Below are 16,490 nucleotides of genomic sequence, written 5' to 3'. Positions count from 1 at the left end.
CCGAGCAAGTTTCACACAGACTTCTTTATTCAGACTTCATTGTGGCCAAAGATCGATCGGGAAGTACTTTTGCGATATTTGCGTGTACTTGCCCGATTCATGCAATTGCGTGAGCGCCTGGTCGATTCGCGCCTTGAGTGCGGTGTCACTCTTGCGCATACCCGCCCCTACTCCAAGACCATATTGCAACGGGTCCATCTTGACGCTGCCCGTCCCTTTTTCTTCGAACGCCGCCCCGTCCTTGGACTCCAGAAATGCTATGTCGCCGAGTTTGTCGAGGAACATGACGTCGATACGGCCAGCCACCAAATCAGCATTGCAGTCGTCCTGCGTATTGTAAATGCGGATTTCCGAGGTTTTGCCGTAAGCGGTCCGGATGAACTCGGCGTTAGTCGTCGAGCCCTGCACGCCGATTGCTTTACCTTTCAGACCTTCAGGTGTGAGCGTCGGATTGACGTCTTTCGCGGCGACGAAAATTCCCGACGTCTCATAATAAGGACGCGAGAAAGCAATGACCTTCTGACGTTCCGGGCTGATCCCCATCGAGTTGAAGAGCACGTCGAACTTGTTGGCGATCAGCGCCGGAATAATGCCGTCCCATGCCACCTCCTTGATTTCGCACTCGGCTTTCATCTGCTCGCAGAGCGCACGGATGAGGTCGGGCTCGAAGCCGGTGAATTGCCCGGTGGGTGTCTTGACCAGAAACGGCGGATAAGGCTCCGCGGCAACACCAAAACGCAGCTTATCCTGCGCTGCACTGGCGGGGGCCGTAAAGGAACACAACGTCAGACCGAGAGAGGCCAGCAAAGTGAGATTGCGGAGCATTCGTTTCATGGTCGATCCTTTTTATTATGGAGGAAAGGTGGAAACAGTTCGGTCCGATTGCGTGCGGATTAAATAAATCTTTCTACGCCCCGGATGCTGGTAACGGCAACCATCCCTGGATGGCTTGCCAGTCAGACTCTAGGGACGCAAAACGTGAGAGCGAGCAAACGGACAGGTCGGCGAAACTGCATGTCCCGTCGACGACGAGATCGCGAATGGCATGACCAGTCGCCGGCGAGAGTCCGAAACCGACACCGGACATGGTCGCGACGGTGACGTTATCCAGCCCGGCGGGACGATCGATGACGGGGCGACCGTCCGGCGTGTTTTCGATGAACCCTGCCCAACTGCGAATCACGCGTTTGTGAGCGATCTTGGGGAACAGCTCAGCGAGCCGTTTGGCGATATTGCATTGCAGGGGTGTCGACTGCGCACGAGTGTCGCGCAGATCGGCGAGATCGACCCATTCGTGCGGTCCACCACCATATGCCAGGTTACCGCGCAGGGTTTGCCGTCCATACAAACCATTGCCATCCACACCGCCGACCTCGATCAACGGCAGCGGTTCGGTCACGATCATTTCGGCGCGCGCGGTGACCAGCGGAATATCTACGCCGATTTTAGCCGCCAATTCACCAGTATGCGGGCCTGCGGCAATCACCAGGTGGTCGCAGGTGATCAGGTCTTGTGCAGTGCGCACGCCAGTCACCCGGTCGCCGTCCCGGACGATTTCGACGACGGGGGCGTGCTCGAGAACGCGCCCGCCGAGGTTCTGCAGTGCCCACGCATAGGCCTGCAGGGTGCGGTGCGGGTTGGCGTGGCCGCCGAAATGGTAGTAGTAGCCAGCCAGCACGTTATCGCCGGCAAAGGGCACGAGTTCCCGAACCTGCTGGGGGTCCAGCTCGTCGACGCGCAATCCGTAGTAAGCGGCTTCATTCACGACTTTTTTATCGAGCGAAATCTGGTGTTCATCGAGATCGATACTGATGCGATCCGGGCGATACTCGGTCGGATAACCGAGCAGTTCGTCCATCATCGGCCAGAGACGCTGTTCTTCGAGAAAGAGCGGACTGTGGTGATGCGAGCATCCGCCTCCGTTACGGCCCGAGGCGCCCCAGCCAATCAAGCCTGCTTCGAGAACAAGCACATCGATACCATCGCGTGCCAGCCACCAGGCGGCGCTCAATCCGGTCACGCCGCCACCGACGATGACAACGGACGCACGGGTGGACGATTTCTTAAGTCCCTGCATGGTGTCAGCCCTCATTATGCGGTGGGTTGGTTGGACGGGCGGTGTCTTGGGGGCGCTTGGCGACGGTCTGCTGCCCGGTGCACAGCCAGAACGGCGTCCACTGCGACGGCATGTCAAACCATGCATCCCAGCGGCTGCGCATCTGCGCCGTTTCCTCGATCTGACCAGCCTGTTGCAGTGACAACGGGCGCACAGGCGGACGAAACGAGGCCAGAGCAATGTCGTCGACACTCACGCCCGCGCCGATGCCGAGCAAGGTCGCCACCTGTTCGCGGCAACGACGTCCCTGACACGGGCCCATGCAAGCCCGAGTGAGACGCTTTGTCACATCCGGGTTGGGCGAGCCGTTTTGCTGCGCCGTCATCGCGTTTTCCAACGCTTCATCGGCGGGTGTCCAGTCAAGATAACGCGGCGGCTGGAGCGCCAGAATTTCGCTGGCCGTCACCTCTTCACACAGACAAACGAAAGGTTCGTTCTGTGCATGAACGGTGGACGCGCGCACCCAGGCCGTGCGACTGGCGGCAACATCGCAGACAGGTTCGTCGGGTATCGGCCTCTCGCCGATCTGAACGTTGTCGCTCTGAGCGATGTCGGCGCCCAGCGCGACAAGCGCGGTGTGCGCGGCGATCCGGCCTTCGCGCCGGGAAATGTTGTCATCGAGGCTTTTCGACGCCCAGACGCCGGCGCAGTCGCCGGCCACCAAAACGAATGGCAACGACGTGCGCAGCAAAGAATCCGTGTCGGGGACGTGGCCACCGCGTTCGGCCTGGAATGACGTGCTACAGCCTGTTGCCTCGACCAGTTCGATCGCGGGAATGGCTGCCACGCCAAGCAGCACGGTGTCGCATTCGATCTCCTTCGAAGATCCGTGGACGTGGCTGCCCGCCGTGTCGACAGCGACAGCGGTAATGCGTTTGACGCCGAATGCATCCCCGGCCGTCTCGCGAATGACATGCCCCGTCAAAACCTGAGCGCCTTGCTCGACAAGCAGGTGGAGCAGCGCTGGATCGCCGATCACCTGGCCGGCCTGTTCAATGATCGCTGCAATATGCACGCCCTTGCCGATCAGCGCATGGGCCGACACCAGTGCTTGCGTATCACTGCCAACCAGCACGGCGTGTTTGCATTCCAGCGCCTCGTAAACAGTCGCAAGGCGATGAGCGGCGCTGACGCCCATTACGCCAGGGCGATCCCAACCGTCAAACGCGAGGCCCATGTCGCGCCTTCCGGCGGCGACGATCACCTGCTTGAAGCGCAGCAGCCAGGCGTTCTGGTCATCGGCGAGGCCAGCAACGGCGCCGTCGATCCACGCCGCGGTGGGTCGTTGTGGAAACAGGCCCCATACCGCCGTGCCGAGTCGCACGTCGACACCGGCTTCAAGCGCCTCGGAAATTTCCGGGTGGGCATCAAGAAGGGTCTGCAGCACGCTATTGCGATTGGAAACCGCAGCGCCCATCCTTCCTCCGAAATGCAGCGGCACCTCTTCGCCCATGGTTTCAATGGGGACCGGGTTTTCGTCAACCAGGGTGACGCGCAGGCCATGGCCGGCGGCGGTCAATGCAGCAGCGAGCCCGGCCGGGCCCGCACCTACGATGAGAATATCGGTTTCGTCGCTGATCGGCGGGGCTTTGCCTGCCACTGAGGCGGGATCGTAGTAGATGTCTTGTGTGGTCACCGTGTTTCCCCCGTGAGGTATGCGCGTGAGCGCTGGCGCATGAGCGTTGGCATGTGGATATCGACTAGAACAGCGAAGAAGGCGGCTTGACGTCGCCTTCGGCGAATCGCGACAGACGGAGCTGGTGCATATCCAGTCCCGGATCGCCAGAGTCAATCCAGTCAGCCAGGGTCTTACCCACGATTGGGCCCATGGCAAAACCGTGGCCGCAGAATCCGGTGGCTACGGCCAAGCCGCGCGGCGACGTGTGTGCGTCGATGACGGGAATGCCATCCGGCAAGACATCGATGGTGCCAGCCCAGCGATTGACGATCTGAGTATCCACCTGCCCGGGGAACGCGTCCTTGAGCGCGGCCATGGCCGTTCCGAGCCCCCTGTTATTCGGTGGGATAAGGGGATTGCGCTGGTGAATCCCCGCGCCCAGCCGCGACGATTCCGACCACGGCATGCGCTGGTGCAGATCCGTCAGGCACGCACCGTTCAGATTGAAGCGAAACGATTTTCGATGCGCCCAAAGCGAAGGTGCATACCAATGCAGTGCGCGCAGATGGCCGAGCGTCATGTCGACGTCGACATGGGCGTCGTCGGCGATGTTGAAGCTGCCATCCAGCCTTTGCCGGAAGCCCACGCCGTTTGCGATCGTAGAAATTCCGCTCAGCGTTGGCCCGGACGTGGTCCGCGCCACCGTTCCCCGCACCAGCTGCTGCGGCAGTGAAATGCCGAGCATCTTCAGCAGGCGGAACGTCGTGACACCAGCGGCGCACACCACCGTTTTCGCCTTCACGTAGCCCCGCTCGGTTTCAATGCCCACGACCTGGCCGGCGGCGACGTCGATGCCTTTGGCACCACAGTTTTCGACGATGTGCGCGCCAAGCTCGCGGGCACGCATCGCGAAGGCGCGAGCCACGAGTGTGGGCTCCGCTTGACCGTCACTGGCGGTGAACAAGCCACCCATTTGCGGAACGGCGTAACCCGGCAGTTTTTTAACCACCTCGCGCGGCGAAAGCATCACGGTATCCACCGAAAAGCTGCGCGCGACGCTCAGCCACGATTCGTATCCGTCACGTTCGGCCTCATTGCCCGCGACGAAAAGACAGCCGTCGTTGCGCCATCCAAGGTCGGTCTGGAGTTCGTGCTCAAGCGAGCGCCAGATCTCGATGCTGGCTTGCATCAGTGGCAATTCGGCTTCGTCACGCGATTGCTGGCGAACAAAACCCCACGCGCGAGACGATTGCTGACCGGCGATCACGCTTTTATCGAGGAGAAGAACCTTCGCGCCCGCTTTGCCAAGGTAATACGCGCACGCACAACCCATCAGACCGCCACCTATGATCGCCACGTCGACTTCACGAGGCAGAGGGTTGTCCCGGGACGCCAACACGTTGGCCAATGCCGCTTCTGGAATGTTCATGAGGAAAACCGTCAGTTGAGAATGACGCGTAGCGCGGCGTCTTTATTTCAGCTAAGAATGTGCCCCGATCCGTTGAAAGAACAGTGATGTATCTGCATTAATCCCATGTTAGGAGCGCATAGAAAACATGAGTCGCCAATTGCCATCCATCGAGCTTTTGCAGGCATTTCTGACGGTTGCGAAGATGGGAAACTTCGGCAAGGCCGGTGAGCAGCTCAACCTGAGCCAGAGCGCGGTCAGCCGGCAGGTCGCGCAACTGGAGGCGCGTCTGGAAACCCGCCTGTTCGAGCGCCACACGCGCAAGATCGTGCTCACTGACGAAGGCAAATCACTGGTGCCGGTTGCCGAACAGGTCATCGGCCTACTGTCGGATGCATCGCACATGCTCGCAACAGTGGGAAGAAGTGTCAGCCTGCGCGCGCATCCGACCATGGCGGCGCGGTGGCTGATTCCTCGGCTTTCGGCCTTCTATCGCCTGCATCCGGAGGTGACCGTCAGTGTCGACACGGTGTATCACCGTTTTCCAGACTTTGCGTTTGAATCGATCGACGCCATGATCGCGTATGGCACAGCCACATGGCCCGACTTCGAAGCGCTGGAACTGTGGGAAGAGCAACTGATTCCGGTGTGCTCGCCGGTATTGCTCGCCGGGACAACCCCGGAAGAAGTACTCAAGACCGCTCGGCTCGTGGACTCGAGCATGGATCGCCTAGACTGGCGCCGATGGGAAGAATACTACCCTGGTTCAACCGGCCCCGATAACTCACATCTGACGTTTGATACACTGGAGTCCGCCATCGTCGCCGTGAAATGTGGTCAGGGCATAGCGCTCGTCGACGCCGTTCTCACACGCGATGAGTTGCTCGCTCAGCAACTGGTGCGAGTGCATTCTGGCAGCATCATTACCGGCGGACGCTACACGCTGGTCTATCCAAAGCGGGTGAAGCGCTCAAGCGGCTTTTCCGAGTTCCTCGACTGGCTGGAGCAAGAGCGGCCGGTGCCGGGTGCGATGAATTGAGTCGCCTTTTCCAAGCAGACTTGCACGGCTGCTGGCCAATCCAGGGACAGGAATTAATGTGCTGGCAGGGAGATGCCCCCAAACAGTTTTTTCATCTCGGACTGGATATAGCCGACGTATTCTTCTTTATGATCCACCACTAAAACTTGTATTTTGACGACATTCTCGGGGCTGGCGCCTGACGCTTAAGAGTCGCGACAGGCAGCTATGGGTTTCCGGTCAGTCGTGAAAGACATAAGCTCACCTCTGTGAGTGTGTGCCTCGCCCTACCCTGATCAGGCTGGACCTCCCCACCCAAGGGCCTGAAGGACACGACGAACTTGATTGCCCCTATCTCAGTTTCGCAGAGCATGATCGGTGCAGTCCCACCGAGCGCTTTATTCGGTGTCGACATCCAACGTGTGGCAGTCACTTGTGTCTCAAATATCTCCTCTGCCAGGTGACTGACCGTAGCAATTATGTCCAAATGCTCGGAGGCGACAGGATCAAGGTTCTTGTGCTCGCGCCGCCGTCTTTCAAGGGTCGACATTGATGCATTGAGCAACGTTTCCAGGTGGCGGTCTTGAAGGTCGAAGGCCAAGCGAAAAGCAAGGATGAGGTCAGCGGGAAACACGACTTTTTTTGCTGCAGCCTCTCCGAATCCGTCAGCGACTCTTGATCGGAACTGAATCGCCAAAAGGCAGCGATGCCCTCCTCTCGGGACACAGCTTTCTTTTTTGCCGGACGTCGAGTCGCAGGTGAAGTGCCCATCAAACGTCCTCCCAATGATTTCCCATCCAATGGAATATGAGCTAACGCCGGTCTAATCGGAACTGCCCCATTGAGCGCCAGTGGAAATCCATAACGCTCTAGGTCGATAAGGCGAGGGAGCCATTTACCCTATACGTATCAATGGCTCAGGATCAGCGGCTTTTGGCCGAGGATGAGTAGCCAAGGCGGCTAATCAATACTTGAGCTCAGGAACGGCTCGGTCAATCGGTCGACCCTTCGCTCTTCGAGCTGCCCTGCCCGCAGGATCTCGTTTGCATGGGGATAATGCCGTAACAGCTGGCGGGCCTGACGGCGAATGGACTCTGCAAGCGCGGGATCTTGCGCAAGCTCGACCAGAAGGTCTCGAGTCTGAATCAGCGCTCGCGTGCGCTCGCTCGGCATCGTCATGTTTGCCTCCTCTCAAGAACCGTGCACGGGCTGGCCGCGCTGAGCTTGAAGGCTGCCGACGAAATTTTTTCCACCGTCAATTGCCTCAAGCCTACACCGAAAACAAGATTGCACATTGACGCAATCGCCGGGATCCGCACGGGCTTTTCGTGGAACACTCCCCTCACCGCCCCCCGGCGTACCGCCATTCGAGCTAGCACGCACCAAAATCGCCATAAGGTTTGAGAAATCTTGGTTTCTCACACCTGTTTAAACGCTCTCGTCAAGGGTGAATTGGCCTTGTTGTACAGCTGTAAAAACGTAGGCCGTAGCGCAGTACGAAATCATCGCCGCGCTGTAATGTTGAGTCATGCGGGTGGCGCCGCCAGTCACCGAACGGCGCATCGGCGTCCACGCACCGCATGGCGGTGTGCACATCGTACCAGCCACCATAAGCGCCGCACGGAACTCCGATCAACACCCTTCAAACCCAAGTGCACCCAGATCGAGGTCATCGACGAAAACGTCGACTACCTGCGCTGGTCTTCTTCGGCAACGTAATAATCCAGGCACCTCAGCACCAAGGCGACCTGCGTCCGAGTCTCACCTTAGATGAATCGCTTGATGATCGTCCCCACCATGATCTAGACGATCATAAGATTGAGCAGTTTCAGACGTTTTCATACAGCGTGGGTCGGAAGTGCCTGCGGTGATTGGCTGCTACCAGTCTTCAGTTGAGGAGCAAAAAACGGGTCCAAATGTACCTATCCCTAATTTTTTCGCTTGCTCTTCAATTCGGCCAGCCTGGAGAACATCATGCTTAGTGGGAAAGTGGCGTAAAAGGAAATGAGCGTTTTGTCTAACGCGTTCGGGCACTTCTGTGTCGCGAGCAAGTTCCTCCAAGAAAGCATGAGTTTGTGCGACGGACCTGCTCCGTTCAAATGGCATCGTCATTTAAGCCTCCACGCGTTTAGGTCGTCAGTCCAATACAAAGCGACCAGATTCGGCCACATATAATCACTCTATAATTCCCTATAAACCTTTTTCGTAAGCGTCCGCCAACACACCTTACTGACGTCTGTAGGGGTCTAATGGGCAGATCAGATACGCGTGTTCGAAACGCAGCTTCAAAGTTCAAGCTTCCTGGACTTACCCGTCTCTATCCTTTCGAGCAGCATCGACAGCACTTCGGCGGCAGCCCCCATCAGCATGAACTCCCTCGGTTCACTCATTGCAACGTCAACCTTGTTCACATGAATGACCGAAGCTCCAGACGCCAACGCAAGGTCGGGAAGGCCTGCGGCAGGCATGACGATCCCGGAGGTACCAATTGAGATCAGCAGATCGCAATCCTTCACCAAGTGCACTGCAGTGTTCCAAGACTGGGCTGGCAAATCCTCTCCATACCAGACCACCGCGGGACGCATTTTGCCGTTACAACGTTGACACCTAGGAGGCTCGATCAGAGCACCCTCATCCGGCACTGCTGACGGATCTGGTGACACAACCGTGGGCCGATGGCAGGCGAAGCACTTGGGCATTGCCAAACTGCCATGCAAATGCACCACATTTAACGAGCCTGCTCGCTCATGGAGGTCGTCAATATTTTGGGTGATAACAGACACCTGGCGCTGGGAGTTAGCCATGCGCGGTATTGCAAGATGTGCGGCATTGGGCTCTGCTTGAGCAACGCGGAGACGCCGCCACAGATACCATCCCCACACCAATGCGGGGTTCTCCCGAAAGGCCTTGGCCGTCTCTAAATCCCTAGGATCGTATCCTGCCCAGATACCAGACAGTTTTTCGCGGTACGTGGGAATGCCGCTATCGGCGGAGATGCCAGCGCCGGTGAAAAAGACTACCTTCCTGGCCTTCTGCAGTGCGTCTACCGCTTGCTCTATGACCGTCATGGTAACAATCTTCCCGCTTTACGCTTCAAGGAGTTGCGGCTGAGCATTGTTGATGCGTGGGCGCGGCTCTCTGCGTTGTGTTGATATCGGATGTGTAGAGTGCATGGCCGTAACTTCTAAACGGATGACCATTTGAACAAAGACCGCAAGCAGTCGGCATACTCCAGCGTCGCACAGATATTGGTCGCCAACGACGGGCCGGAGATAGGTTTATTGATCCGGTGTACACCGCCGATCGAGCGAGCCTGGAACTGGCCGCCGAATCGGTCAAAGCGATCTGGCGCGAAACGTCTCCCATTCCCAGGACTAGATGATTTGCCAGCCTCAGCAATGAGGCTGAGGAAAACCGGAACGACAAAAGCGATCAAACCGATTACACCGATCAGCAGTGGATACTCATGACGTCTCGTTAAGCCCAGTTTCTGAAAAACGCTTCACGCGAGCTACCCTTCCGATCCTCAGTGGCCGTTTTCCACAAGCAGCAGCTGGCAGTTGATTCCATCGGAGGCCGGCACGACCTGCTACGCTTTTCTCTTCAGGGAGGAAATACCATGCCCTCCTCAGGCCTGCTGCCTTCTCTGTTGTCCAAGCTCAATGAAAATTAACTCGCCCTGGAAGCTGCCATCCTAGAACTTTCAAACTGGGTAGAGCAACGTGGTGCAGTTGAAGTCGCGGATAACATACGCGGCACCCTGGTGGCGATCGACCGAAATAAAGAACTCATAAAGATGCCCCTCGCGGTACTGCTGACTTACGGTTTTCGACGACGAGTGCCGCGAGGCGGGAGATCCGTACCTACTCCCGCCAGCTGGCCGGGTGGTTCCAGGCTTTCATCGCGATGGCGCAAGTTATTGATCAGCCGCTCATCGAGTGCACCGAATCCCAAAGTGATTTCCTCCGCCTCTGACTCAACGTCCTCGGCGTGCGGAGCCAAGTAGCCAGGGCTGAGCAAATAATGCGAAAGCACTTTGTGCTGGGGATATCGATTCTCAAAAAGCTGTAACAACCCATTGAAAATTTCTTCCCCGACGGGTGTCCCCGCAACCCGCCGAATTACGAATTCGGCGATGGCCAGCCGCACCTCGATCTCACTCGAGTTGAGCGGAAGCTCCTCTGCGGTTTCTTCAAACCACTGGTAACTACCGTATCTCAGAGGCTGATCAGACATCTTCGGACACCCGCCGCGAGTGGAACGCCATGATGAGCAAGACCGTACACCCACGTCCGGCCAATCGTTATCAGGTGGCCGTCATTAGATCAATGCGGCAGCGAAGTCCAACATACTTCAAGCGGGAGGCCAATGAAACCACCGGAATCCTGTGTACGCCCGCGGGAGGATCGCGGCATTAAATACGGCAACAAGCACAGGATAACTACGTCGAAGTCCGTCGCCAGAGTGGACGCTTCTGCCAGACCCCTCCTCAGCCATTCAGCCGTCGAGGCCTCCTTTGAGTCTGGCCCAGCTCAAGGCTAGACGCGTCCTCTCATGACGCATCCGGTTTTCCCTTCAGCTCGAAACAGGCATTAAACGACGAAAAAGGCCACTTCACAGGCACGCAAACACCGTGAGGGCGTGCGGCTTAAGCATCCGTCGACCACCTATTTACCGCGCGGCGGATAGACAGCGGCATACTTTTGCAAGGTGTCGTATTATTGTATGTAACTAATCGTCTGCCGATGCTGGAGTATTAAACGCCCAATCGGCATCAAAACTTCTTGAAAATTAAGCCTAGGTTATAAGTAAAGCCGTCACGGAGGCGAATTTGGGCGAGGGTCTACACCAGGAATAATCGCTGGTTACCCATCAAATGATACCGAATTTTCGGCTATTTTCCCGATAAACGATCATCACACGGGGTAACATGCCATTATCCCGTGTCAGTACCTCTAGCAAACAGGTGTATAATTTTCAGCTTTGTATAGTGTAATTACGTGCTACGTAATACAGTTCAAAAAAGTGGGCTGCATGGCATAATGACACCAACCAGCCCTAATGCGAAAATCGGACATATTGCAGATCTAACGTAAGTACCAAGTGAATGGCGCCATGTCCGTCGACCAAACCGAAATTGGATCCAAAGAAATTTAAACATGTTAAATCCTTGCCATATCGCCGGCACATAAACATGTCGAACTTCGCGCGTTGCTAACCATCGCTACTCTCGACCAATATGGAACAAAGTGGCGTGAGTTCACTGATGACTAAATACGGACTTAAAGTTTTTAATCCCAAGGAAACGAACAGCTCAGCAGATACAATCGATGGGCACGGCAGATCAATGCGTAGCAACATCAAAGATTTTCTCGCCCAAACAACAAAGCAGTAATGGAATGAATAGCGGCGTTACAAAACAGAAAGAAACCAGGCAGCTGTCTTATCAAATACCTAAGAGAAAGTAATAACTAAAGACCCACCCCCCCATTAACTATTGAGCCATAGAGCGCAGCGCACGACGATTTACAAGCAGTTTACAACGCGCACAGTCATAACAAACATAATCCATACATTCTCCTCTTAGCTGAGCCTTCATGCATATTCCGCTAACAACTTTAGAGCGAAATGATTCAGGAGTATGCACGACAACCACAAAAGCCCGGTACATTACAAAATAAAATTAAGCGATAACCAAAACACACATACCTACTGAGTAGCGACCTTGTATCAGCCAACAAAAAATAGCGAGACAGTGAGCGAAATTCGATATGTCGTAAACACACTAAGCTCTGGCACTTAAAACATGGGAATCGGCGAAGCAGACATCTGCAACAACCAGCTGCAGGAAGCATCTCTCACTAACGGGGGTACCGGAGGCATAGGTTGCATCCGAACCCTTGATTGATCCGAGCAAAACACGTCAATGATTACCAGGTGTTGCCCCCCCAGCGGAACAACATCGGGCGCCTTTGAAGCATGAGCCCATACGAAGCCGCTCATCAGCAGGTCCAGCAACGCCAGTCAAACATGTGCCACTATCTCCTTGGAGAGTGTCAACACCCTGGTGAAACGCTCGAAATCGGAGCTCGGATCGATGCACGTTAGGCCTCGAGATGGTAGAACCGATTTACCAACTAAGGTAAATTATTTACCAACTAAGGTAAACATCAGTTTACGTAACAGCTTCTATTTACAACATATTTAACAGAGCAACACCCTTCATCGCTTACTTATAGAAAAATGGAACAATAAGGTTTACCTTTACCCTAGCGCTCAACACTCAAAATGGAGCGTCGCTGAAGAAAACAGTGCGACCTCGCCACCATGCAAGCCACCGAGCACCCACACTCTCCGCTTGGATATCAGCGAGTGAAAATTTTTGATAAATGAGAGATTTTAATAAGATCGCAATCGATTACCGCTCTTTCCAAAATAGCGACAGGTTGCAATAAGTAGAATTTATTGAATTTTTTTGATCTAGAACACTAGCGAAGAACATTTAGATATTTCATGCCAGTTGACTTTCAGAAACAGGCCCACCACTTAGCCACAACTAGGAGAAACAAGGAGGTGTTTGATGCATACTTTCCAAACCCTCAACGAACTACCAAAGAAGTCTTACTTTGGTAAACATTCTGTTTATTTCCCCTCTCAGAAGAACCAGAGACAAATCGTTTGCGATAGCATGCTGGAAGCCGATTATTGCATTCTCCTTGAGTTTGACCCCATAGTGGAATGCTATAATGCTTGTCCCGGCGTGTTTAAAATATGCGTCAAGGAGGAAATTCAGGACTACACACCTGACTTTCTAGTAGAAACTTCCGAATTACTATATTACACCGAAGTCAAAGCAAACTTCGAAAAGCTCTCTAGCCGGGTCAAGACCAAACTGTGTGCCGCCAGTCACTACTTCAGTAGCATGGGTCATTCATTAAGATTTGCCGACGAAAGCACCATTCGTAAAGGCGAAATACTGAGAAACTTAAAGTTCTTGTATCTTCACTCTTTTAACGTAGGCAAAGATGAACTCGGCGACTGCGCTAGACAACTGAAAGCGATCACTTATCCGATTAGGCTGGGAGATCTGTTTGCAGTGTGTAACAGACCTAGCACACGCTCCATTTACAAAGCAATGTTCGACCAAAGTTTGACTTTCAACTTAAACAAACGGATAACATTGAACACCCTACTTGAGGGTCGAAAAGATGGACACAACCACTCCGAAAATTGGTGCACAGTATACACTCGACAGCCAAGTGTATGAGGTTATTTCGATTGTAGACGATACGATCTCTCTGTGCTCGCTAGTTCATCACTATCACCGCTATCTTGACTTTGACTCATTTGCCTCAATGGAACAGAAAGGAGTTTTAGTCCAACACCAACGAGCGCCCGCTGATTTGAGCGAGGCCTCACAATTAGTTTCGTTACCCGCCAAACAACAGGAGCATTTCAGATATCGCCTTAAATACATTGAGGCGTGTAACAAAGTATTGAAAGGTCGATTACCGAAAGATGCCACCAAGGCATTGATAGGACGCATAGCTGATAAAATTGGCGACCTGCACGCTCCCAGCGTCTCATCAGTGTGGAGGTGGACTCACAATTACCGCATGAGTAATCGAAACCCCTTTTCATTACTCAAACGCTATGGCTCAAAACGGGTAAAACGAACTGCCCACCTTGTGGAAGAACTCATTACCCACTACATCAAAACCTCTTACCTGCAACGAGAATGCCCTACCGTAATGCACTCATATAAATTGTTAGAGTCACATATAACAGTTGAAAATAACCGCCGAACCAACTTTGAAAGTTTAGCTCTTGAAATTCCGTCGTACGCAACTTTTAGACGTAGAATATTAGCGATGGACCGCTTTCTAGTGACCCGTAAACGACAGGGCTTGAAAGCTGCGCAGCGGCTCCATAAGTTTGGCGGGCATTTATATGTCGATAATGATCTTAACGCCAACGTTCAATATGACACCTTGACCATGAATGTTAATGTAATCGATCAGCAAGGCAACTGTATCGGTCGTCCTATCTTTTCAGCGTTATTCAACCCTGCATGTCGAGAGTGCCCAGGCTATGATATAGACATAGGTGCGCCCTGCGCAGAAAAAACCATTCGGGCGGCGATCCGCGCAATTATTAGGGACGGTAAATATGCAAGTGTCACTACCGATCACGGCCCGGAAGTTTTTAACAACTGGGTCCAAAATACGTTCAATACGCTAGGTATTGTTATCGATTATGTCCCCGTAGGGGATCCCGATGCCAAAGCGTTCATCGAACGCTTTTTTGGCACAGTTAATACTAGTTTTTGCAACAACCTGCCAGGCACCACTAAAAGTAACCACCTCACGCTAGGTGACTATCCCTCCGAAGATCGCGCCTGCATGACACTTGACGAGCTGCGCAGCGCCTTTGACGCGTGGCTGGAGGTATATCACAACACCTATCATGAGGGTCTAGGTACCAGCCCCGCAAAAAAACGCGAAGAATTGGAAAAGCTGTCTCCACCCGCTGAGCGCTATTCCGCAGACGATCTTCAACAACTTTGCTTAAGCACGTGGCGGTTGAGAATCTCTCGAGGCAGGGTGCAATCAAAACACTTGTTTTGGACAGGGCCTGGCTTACCCGAAGTTGCCGAACGGCTGTCGGCTCAACAAAAAGCCTTTGTTTATTTTAATCCTTGCGACCTTGGCACAGTATGGGTGGCCCATCCCGATACTCCTAAAGATTGGCACCCGGCATACGCGACTCGCAGTGGCTATCAGAATGGTTTAACCCTCTCCGATCATGAACGAGTCTTGCAGGCATTCAAAGATGAAAAACGAGATTTTGATGGCAGTAAAGCCTCCCAGAAAATGTATGAACTTAACCAGTTGATAGAATCTTACAAAAGTAAATCGCACAAAGAAAAAACCGCACAAAAAAAACGGACTACACCATCGCTACCATCACAACATTCACTAACTATATTTGACTCTACAGACTACCCCACATTTTTTTTAAAGGGTGGTTCCAATGAACAGTGAAGCGCAATCAAAACTATTGCGGTTTAAGTCATTCACAATTGCACACCCGCAATTTCGAGAGGCATTGAATACAATCAACCGCTCAATACAAGCTACCAAACTTAGGGGTGAACCTAGCTGCGCATTGTTACTTGGCGAACCAGGCACAGGTAAAACCCGTGTATGCGACCATGTAATCGCTAAACTGGATCAAGCTTCGACACTGAAAGTTAAGGGGGGACTCCAAGAACTTTATCCTTCAATCTATTGCATCATTCCTAACAACGTCACAATCAAAGGAGTAGTCGTCGCCTTACTTCAGTGCTTCCAAACAGACAGCACTTACCAACCTATGTGGGCCCTAGAAAATCGGCTGAGGGCATTATTAACCAGTTGCCAAACGGAGCTCATATTTTTGGATGAACTCCAACACCTTTTACGACGAGGTGCTATACGGACACAAGAAAGCGTTTGTGATTGGATAAAAGTATTAACTGATTTATTTAGGGGAGAAGTTATTTTAGTCGGCACACCAGTATGTGAGGAAATCATTAAATACCACTCCGCATTATCTGGTCGTTTCCCACATATTGCACGTCTAAATCCATTCACACTTGGCTCTCCCGAGGAGTACAACGATCTTGTTAGGCTCATCCGAGCATTTTCTATCGAAATCGCCAGGACGATGGAGTTCAAAAAAATGCCTGCATTAACCGATGAAAAAATGGTGTTAGCACTATACGCTCTCACGGGCGGGAACATGCGTTCAATACGCACTCTGCTGTATGAAGCATTAACTGATGCCTTAGAACGTGATGACCAAAATTTATTGTCATCTGACTTTTCAATCACCGCAGACCGTATCAACTTTACAACGCGAGTTACAAAAAAAAACCCTTATGAAATGTCTCTCGCTCAACTTAGGAAAGCCTTATATTAATCGGTGCCTCCATGTTTCGCCTATGTCACACGCCCATACCTGAGCAAGATGAAAGCGCGATCAGCATGTTACTCCGCACGGCAGCATGCAATGGCTTCAACAATCTTGATGTCTTTAATCGGGCCTTCAAATTGAAGCTACATGGCGATGTTTCTCGTCTATGGCAAGGCTCCCCAACTCACAACCTTTTTACGCGTCACGAAAGGTTAACACTGGAAGATAAAGAGCTAATTAATCGTGCGTTTCATGTATTAAGGCGGGAGGGGTCTCGGTATTTTATTAGCATCGACGGTGTACTTTACCCTGCGTCTATGCTACGGGTTAAATTGGCACTATGCCCGTCTTGCATCCGCGCTGGTTATCTCAA

Annotated in this window: 13 protein-coding genes and 1 pseudogene; 4 read left to right on the top strand and 10 right to left on the bottom strand. The window is 53.3% G+C overall.

Annotated features, from left to right (window positions below):
• Positions 1-36: 36 nt before the first annotated feature.
• From ACA059_RS09590 to ACA059_RS09575, 4 genes are all read right to left on the bottom strand, one after another.
• Positions 37-834, bottom strand: coding sequence for a transporter substrate-binding domain-containing protein (locus ACA059_RS09590; RefSeq protein ID WP_497633584.1), 798 nt, complete (start codon positions 832-834; stop codon positions 37-39).
• A gap of 73 nt (positions 835-907) precedes the next feature.
• A complete protein-coding gene (locus ACA059_RS09585; protein WP_497634646.1) occupies positions 908-2,194 on the bottom strand; it encodes an NAD(P)/FAD-dependent oxidoreductase in 1,287 nt (428 codons plus the stop codon).
• On the bottom strand, positions 2,082-3,752 hold the full coding sequence (locus ACA059_RS09580; protein WP_497633582.1) for an FAD-dependent oxidoreductase: 1,671 nt from the start codon (positions 3,750-3,752) through the stop codon (positions 2,082-2,084). Before ACA059_RS09580 ends, ACA059_RS09585 begins: the two co-directional genes overlap by 113 nt.
• Before the next feature lie 64 nt (positions 3,753-3,816).
• On the bottom strand, positions 3,817-5,163 hold the full coding sequence (locus tag ACA059_RS09575) for an NAD(P)/FAD-dependent oxidoreductase (RefSeq protein WP_497633580.1): 1,347 nt from the start codon (positions 5,161-5,163) through the stop codon (positions 3,817-3,819).
• Between the two features lie 127 nt (positions 5,164-5,290).
• Here ACA059_RS09575 and ACA059_RS09570 point away from each other — a divergent pair, with 127 nt between their 5' ends.
• Positions 5,291-6,181 carry a LysR substrate-binding domain-containing protein gene (locus tag ACA059_RS09570; RefSeq protein WP_497633578.1) on the top strand — a complete coding sequence of 297 codons (891 nt, stop codon included), beginning with the start codon at positions 5,291-5,293 and terminating at the stop codon, positions 6,179-6,181.
• 205 nt (positions 6,182-6,386) lie between these two features.
• Here ACA059_RS09570 and ACA059_RS09565 read toward each other — a convergent pair whose 3' ends face one another.
• The 6 genes and pseudogenes from ACA059_RS09565 to ACA059_RS09540 all read right to left on the bottom strand — a co-directional run bounded on the left by ACA059_RS09565 (position 6,387) and on the right by ACA059_RS09540 (position 10,396).
• The gene (locus ACA059_RS09565) at positions 6,387-6,575 is read right to left on the bottom strand and encodes a hypothetical protein (RefSeq protein ID WP_497634645.1); all 189 of its coding nucleotides are present in this window, start codon (positions 6,573-6,575) and stop codon (positions 6,387-6,389) included.
• Positions 6,576-7,120: 545 nt separating this feature from the next.
• Positions 7,121-7,339 (bottom strand): BPSL0761 family protein, encoded by a 219-nt coding sequence (locus tag ACA059_RS09560; RefSeq protein WP_497633577.1) that lies wholly within the window; start codon positions 7,337-7,339, stop codon positions 7,121-7,123.
• A 459-nt stretch (positions 7,340-7,798) separates the two neighbouring features.
• Positions 7,799-7,902, bottom strand: a pseudogene (locus ACA059_RS09555) (hypothetical protein); the annotation flags it as partial.
• Between the two features lie 136 nt (positions 7,903-8,038).
• Positions 8,039-8,266 carry a BPSL0761 family protein gene (locus tag ACA059_RS09550; RefSeq protein WP_497634644.1) on the bottom strand — a complete coding sequence of 76 codons (228 nt, stop codon included), beginning with the start codon at positions 8,264-8,266 and terminating at the stop codon, positions 8,039-8,041.
• A gap of 179 nt (positions 8,267-8,445) precedes the next feature.
• Positions 8,446-9,228: an SIR2 family NAD-dependent protein deacylase gene (locus ACA059_RS09545; RefSeq protein WP_497633575.1), complete on the bottom strand. Its 783-nt coding sequence runs from the start codon at positions 9,226-9,228 to the stop codon at positions 8,446-8,448.
• A gap of 751 nt (positions 9,229-9,979) precedes the next feature.
• Positions 9,980-10,396, bottom strand: a complete 417-nt coding sequence (locus ACA059_RS09540; protein WP_497633574.1) for a hypothetical protein — start codon at positions 10,394-10,396, stop codon at positions 9,980-9,982.
• Between the two features lie 2,344 nt (positions 10,397-12,740).
• Here ACA059_RS09540 and ACA059_RS09535 point away from each other — a divergent pair.
• Genes ACA059_RS09535 through ACA059_RS09525 form a run of 3 tightly spaced genes read left to right on the top strand, consistent with a single transcriptional unit; the run spans position 12,741 to position 16,123 of the window.
• Entirely contained in the window at positions 12,741-13,427 is a 687-nt protein-coding gene (locus ACA059_RS09535; RefSeq protein WP_497633573.1) for a hypothetical protein, read from the top strand.
• Positions 13,369-15,204 (top strand): TnsB C-terminal domain-containing protein, encoded by a 1,836-nt coding sequence (locus tag ACA059_RS09530; RefSeq protein WP_497633571.1) that lies wholly within the window; start codon positions 13,369-13,371, stop codon positions 15,202-15,204. The genes ACA059_RS09535 and ACA059_RS09530 overlap by 59 nt, the downstream gene beginning before the upstream one ends.
• Positions 15,194-16,123 (top strand): TniB family NTP-binding protein, encoded by a 930-nt coding sequence (locus ACA059_RS09525; RefSeq protein ID WP_497633570.1) that lies wholly within the window; start codon positions 15,194-15,196, stop codon positions 16,121-16,123. The genes ACA059_RS09530 and ACA059_RS09525 overlap by 11 nt, the downstream gene beginning before the upstream one ends.
• The last annotated feature ends 367 nt before the right edge of the window (positions 16,124-16,490 follow it).

The sequence above is a fragment of the Pseudomonas sp. LBUM1647 genome (genome assembly GCF_059716175.1).
The sequence above is the reverse complement of the archived record's forward strand: the minus strand, read 5'-3'. Positions and strand labels throughout refer to the sequence as shown.

Coding starts and splice junctions, on each gene's coding strand:
- ACA059_RS09565 (WP_497634645.1), bottom strand. CDS start 6,575: ATGTCGACACCGAATAAAGCGCTCGGTGGGACTGCACCGATCATGCTC.
- ACA059_RS09570 (WP_497633578.1), top strand. CDS start 5,291: ATGAGTCGCCAATTGCCATCCATCGAGCTTTTGCAGGCATTTCTGACG.
- ACA059_RS09550 (WP_497634644.1), bottom strand. CDS start 8,266: ATGCCATTTGAACGGAGCAGGTCCGTCGCACAAACTCATGCTTTCTTG.
- ACA059_RS09545 (WP_497633575.1), bottom strand. CDS start 9,228: ATGACGGTCATAGAGCAAGCGGTAGACGCACTGCAGAAGGCCAGGAAG.
- ACA059_RS09560 (WP_497633577.1), bottom strand. CDS start 7,339: ATGACGATGCCGAGCGAGCGCACGCGAGCGCTGATTCAGACTCGAGAC.
- ACA059_RS09535 (WP_497633573.1), top strand. CDS start 12,741: ATGCATACTTTCCAAACCCTCAACGAACTACCAAAGAAGTCTTACTTT.
- ACA059_RS09590 (WP_497633584.1), bottom strand. CDS start 834: ATGAAACGAATGCTCCGCAATCTCACTTTGCTGGCCTCTCTCGGTCTG.
- ACA059_RS09525 (WP_497633570.1), top strand. CDS start 15,194: ATGAACAGTGAAGCGCAATCAAAACTATTGCGGTTTAAGTCATTCACA.
- ACA059_RS09530 (WP_497633571.1), top strand. CDS start 13,369: ATGGACACAACCACTCCGAAAATTGGTGCACAGTATACACTCGACAGC.
- ACA059_RS09575 (WP_497633580.1), bottom strand. CDS start 5,163: ATGAACATTCCAGAAGCGGCATTGGCCAACGTGTTGGCGTCCCGGGAC.
- ACA059_RS09540 (WP_497633574.1), bottom strand. CDS start 10,396: ATGTCTGATCAGCCTCTGAGATACGGTAGTTACCAGTGGTTTGAAGAA.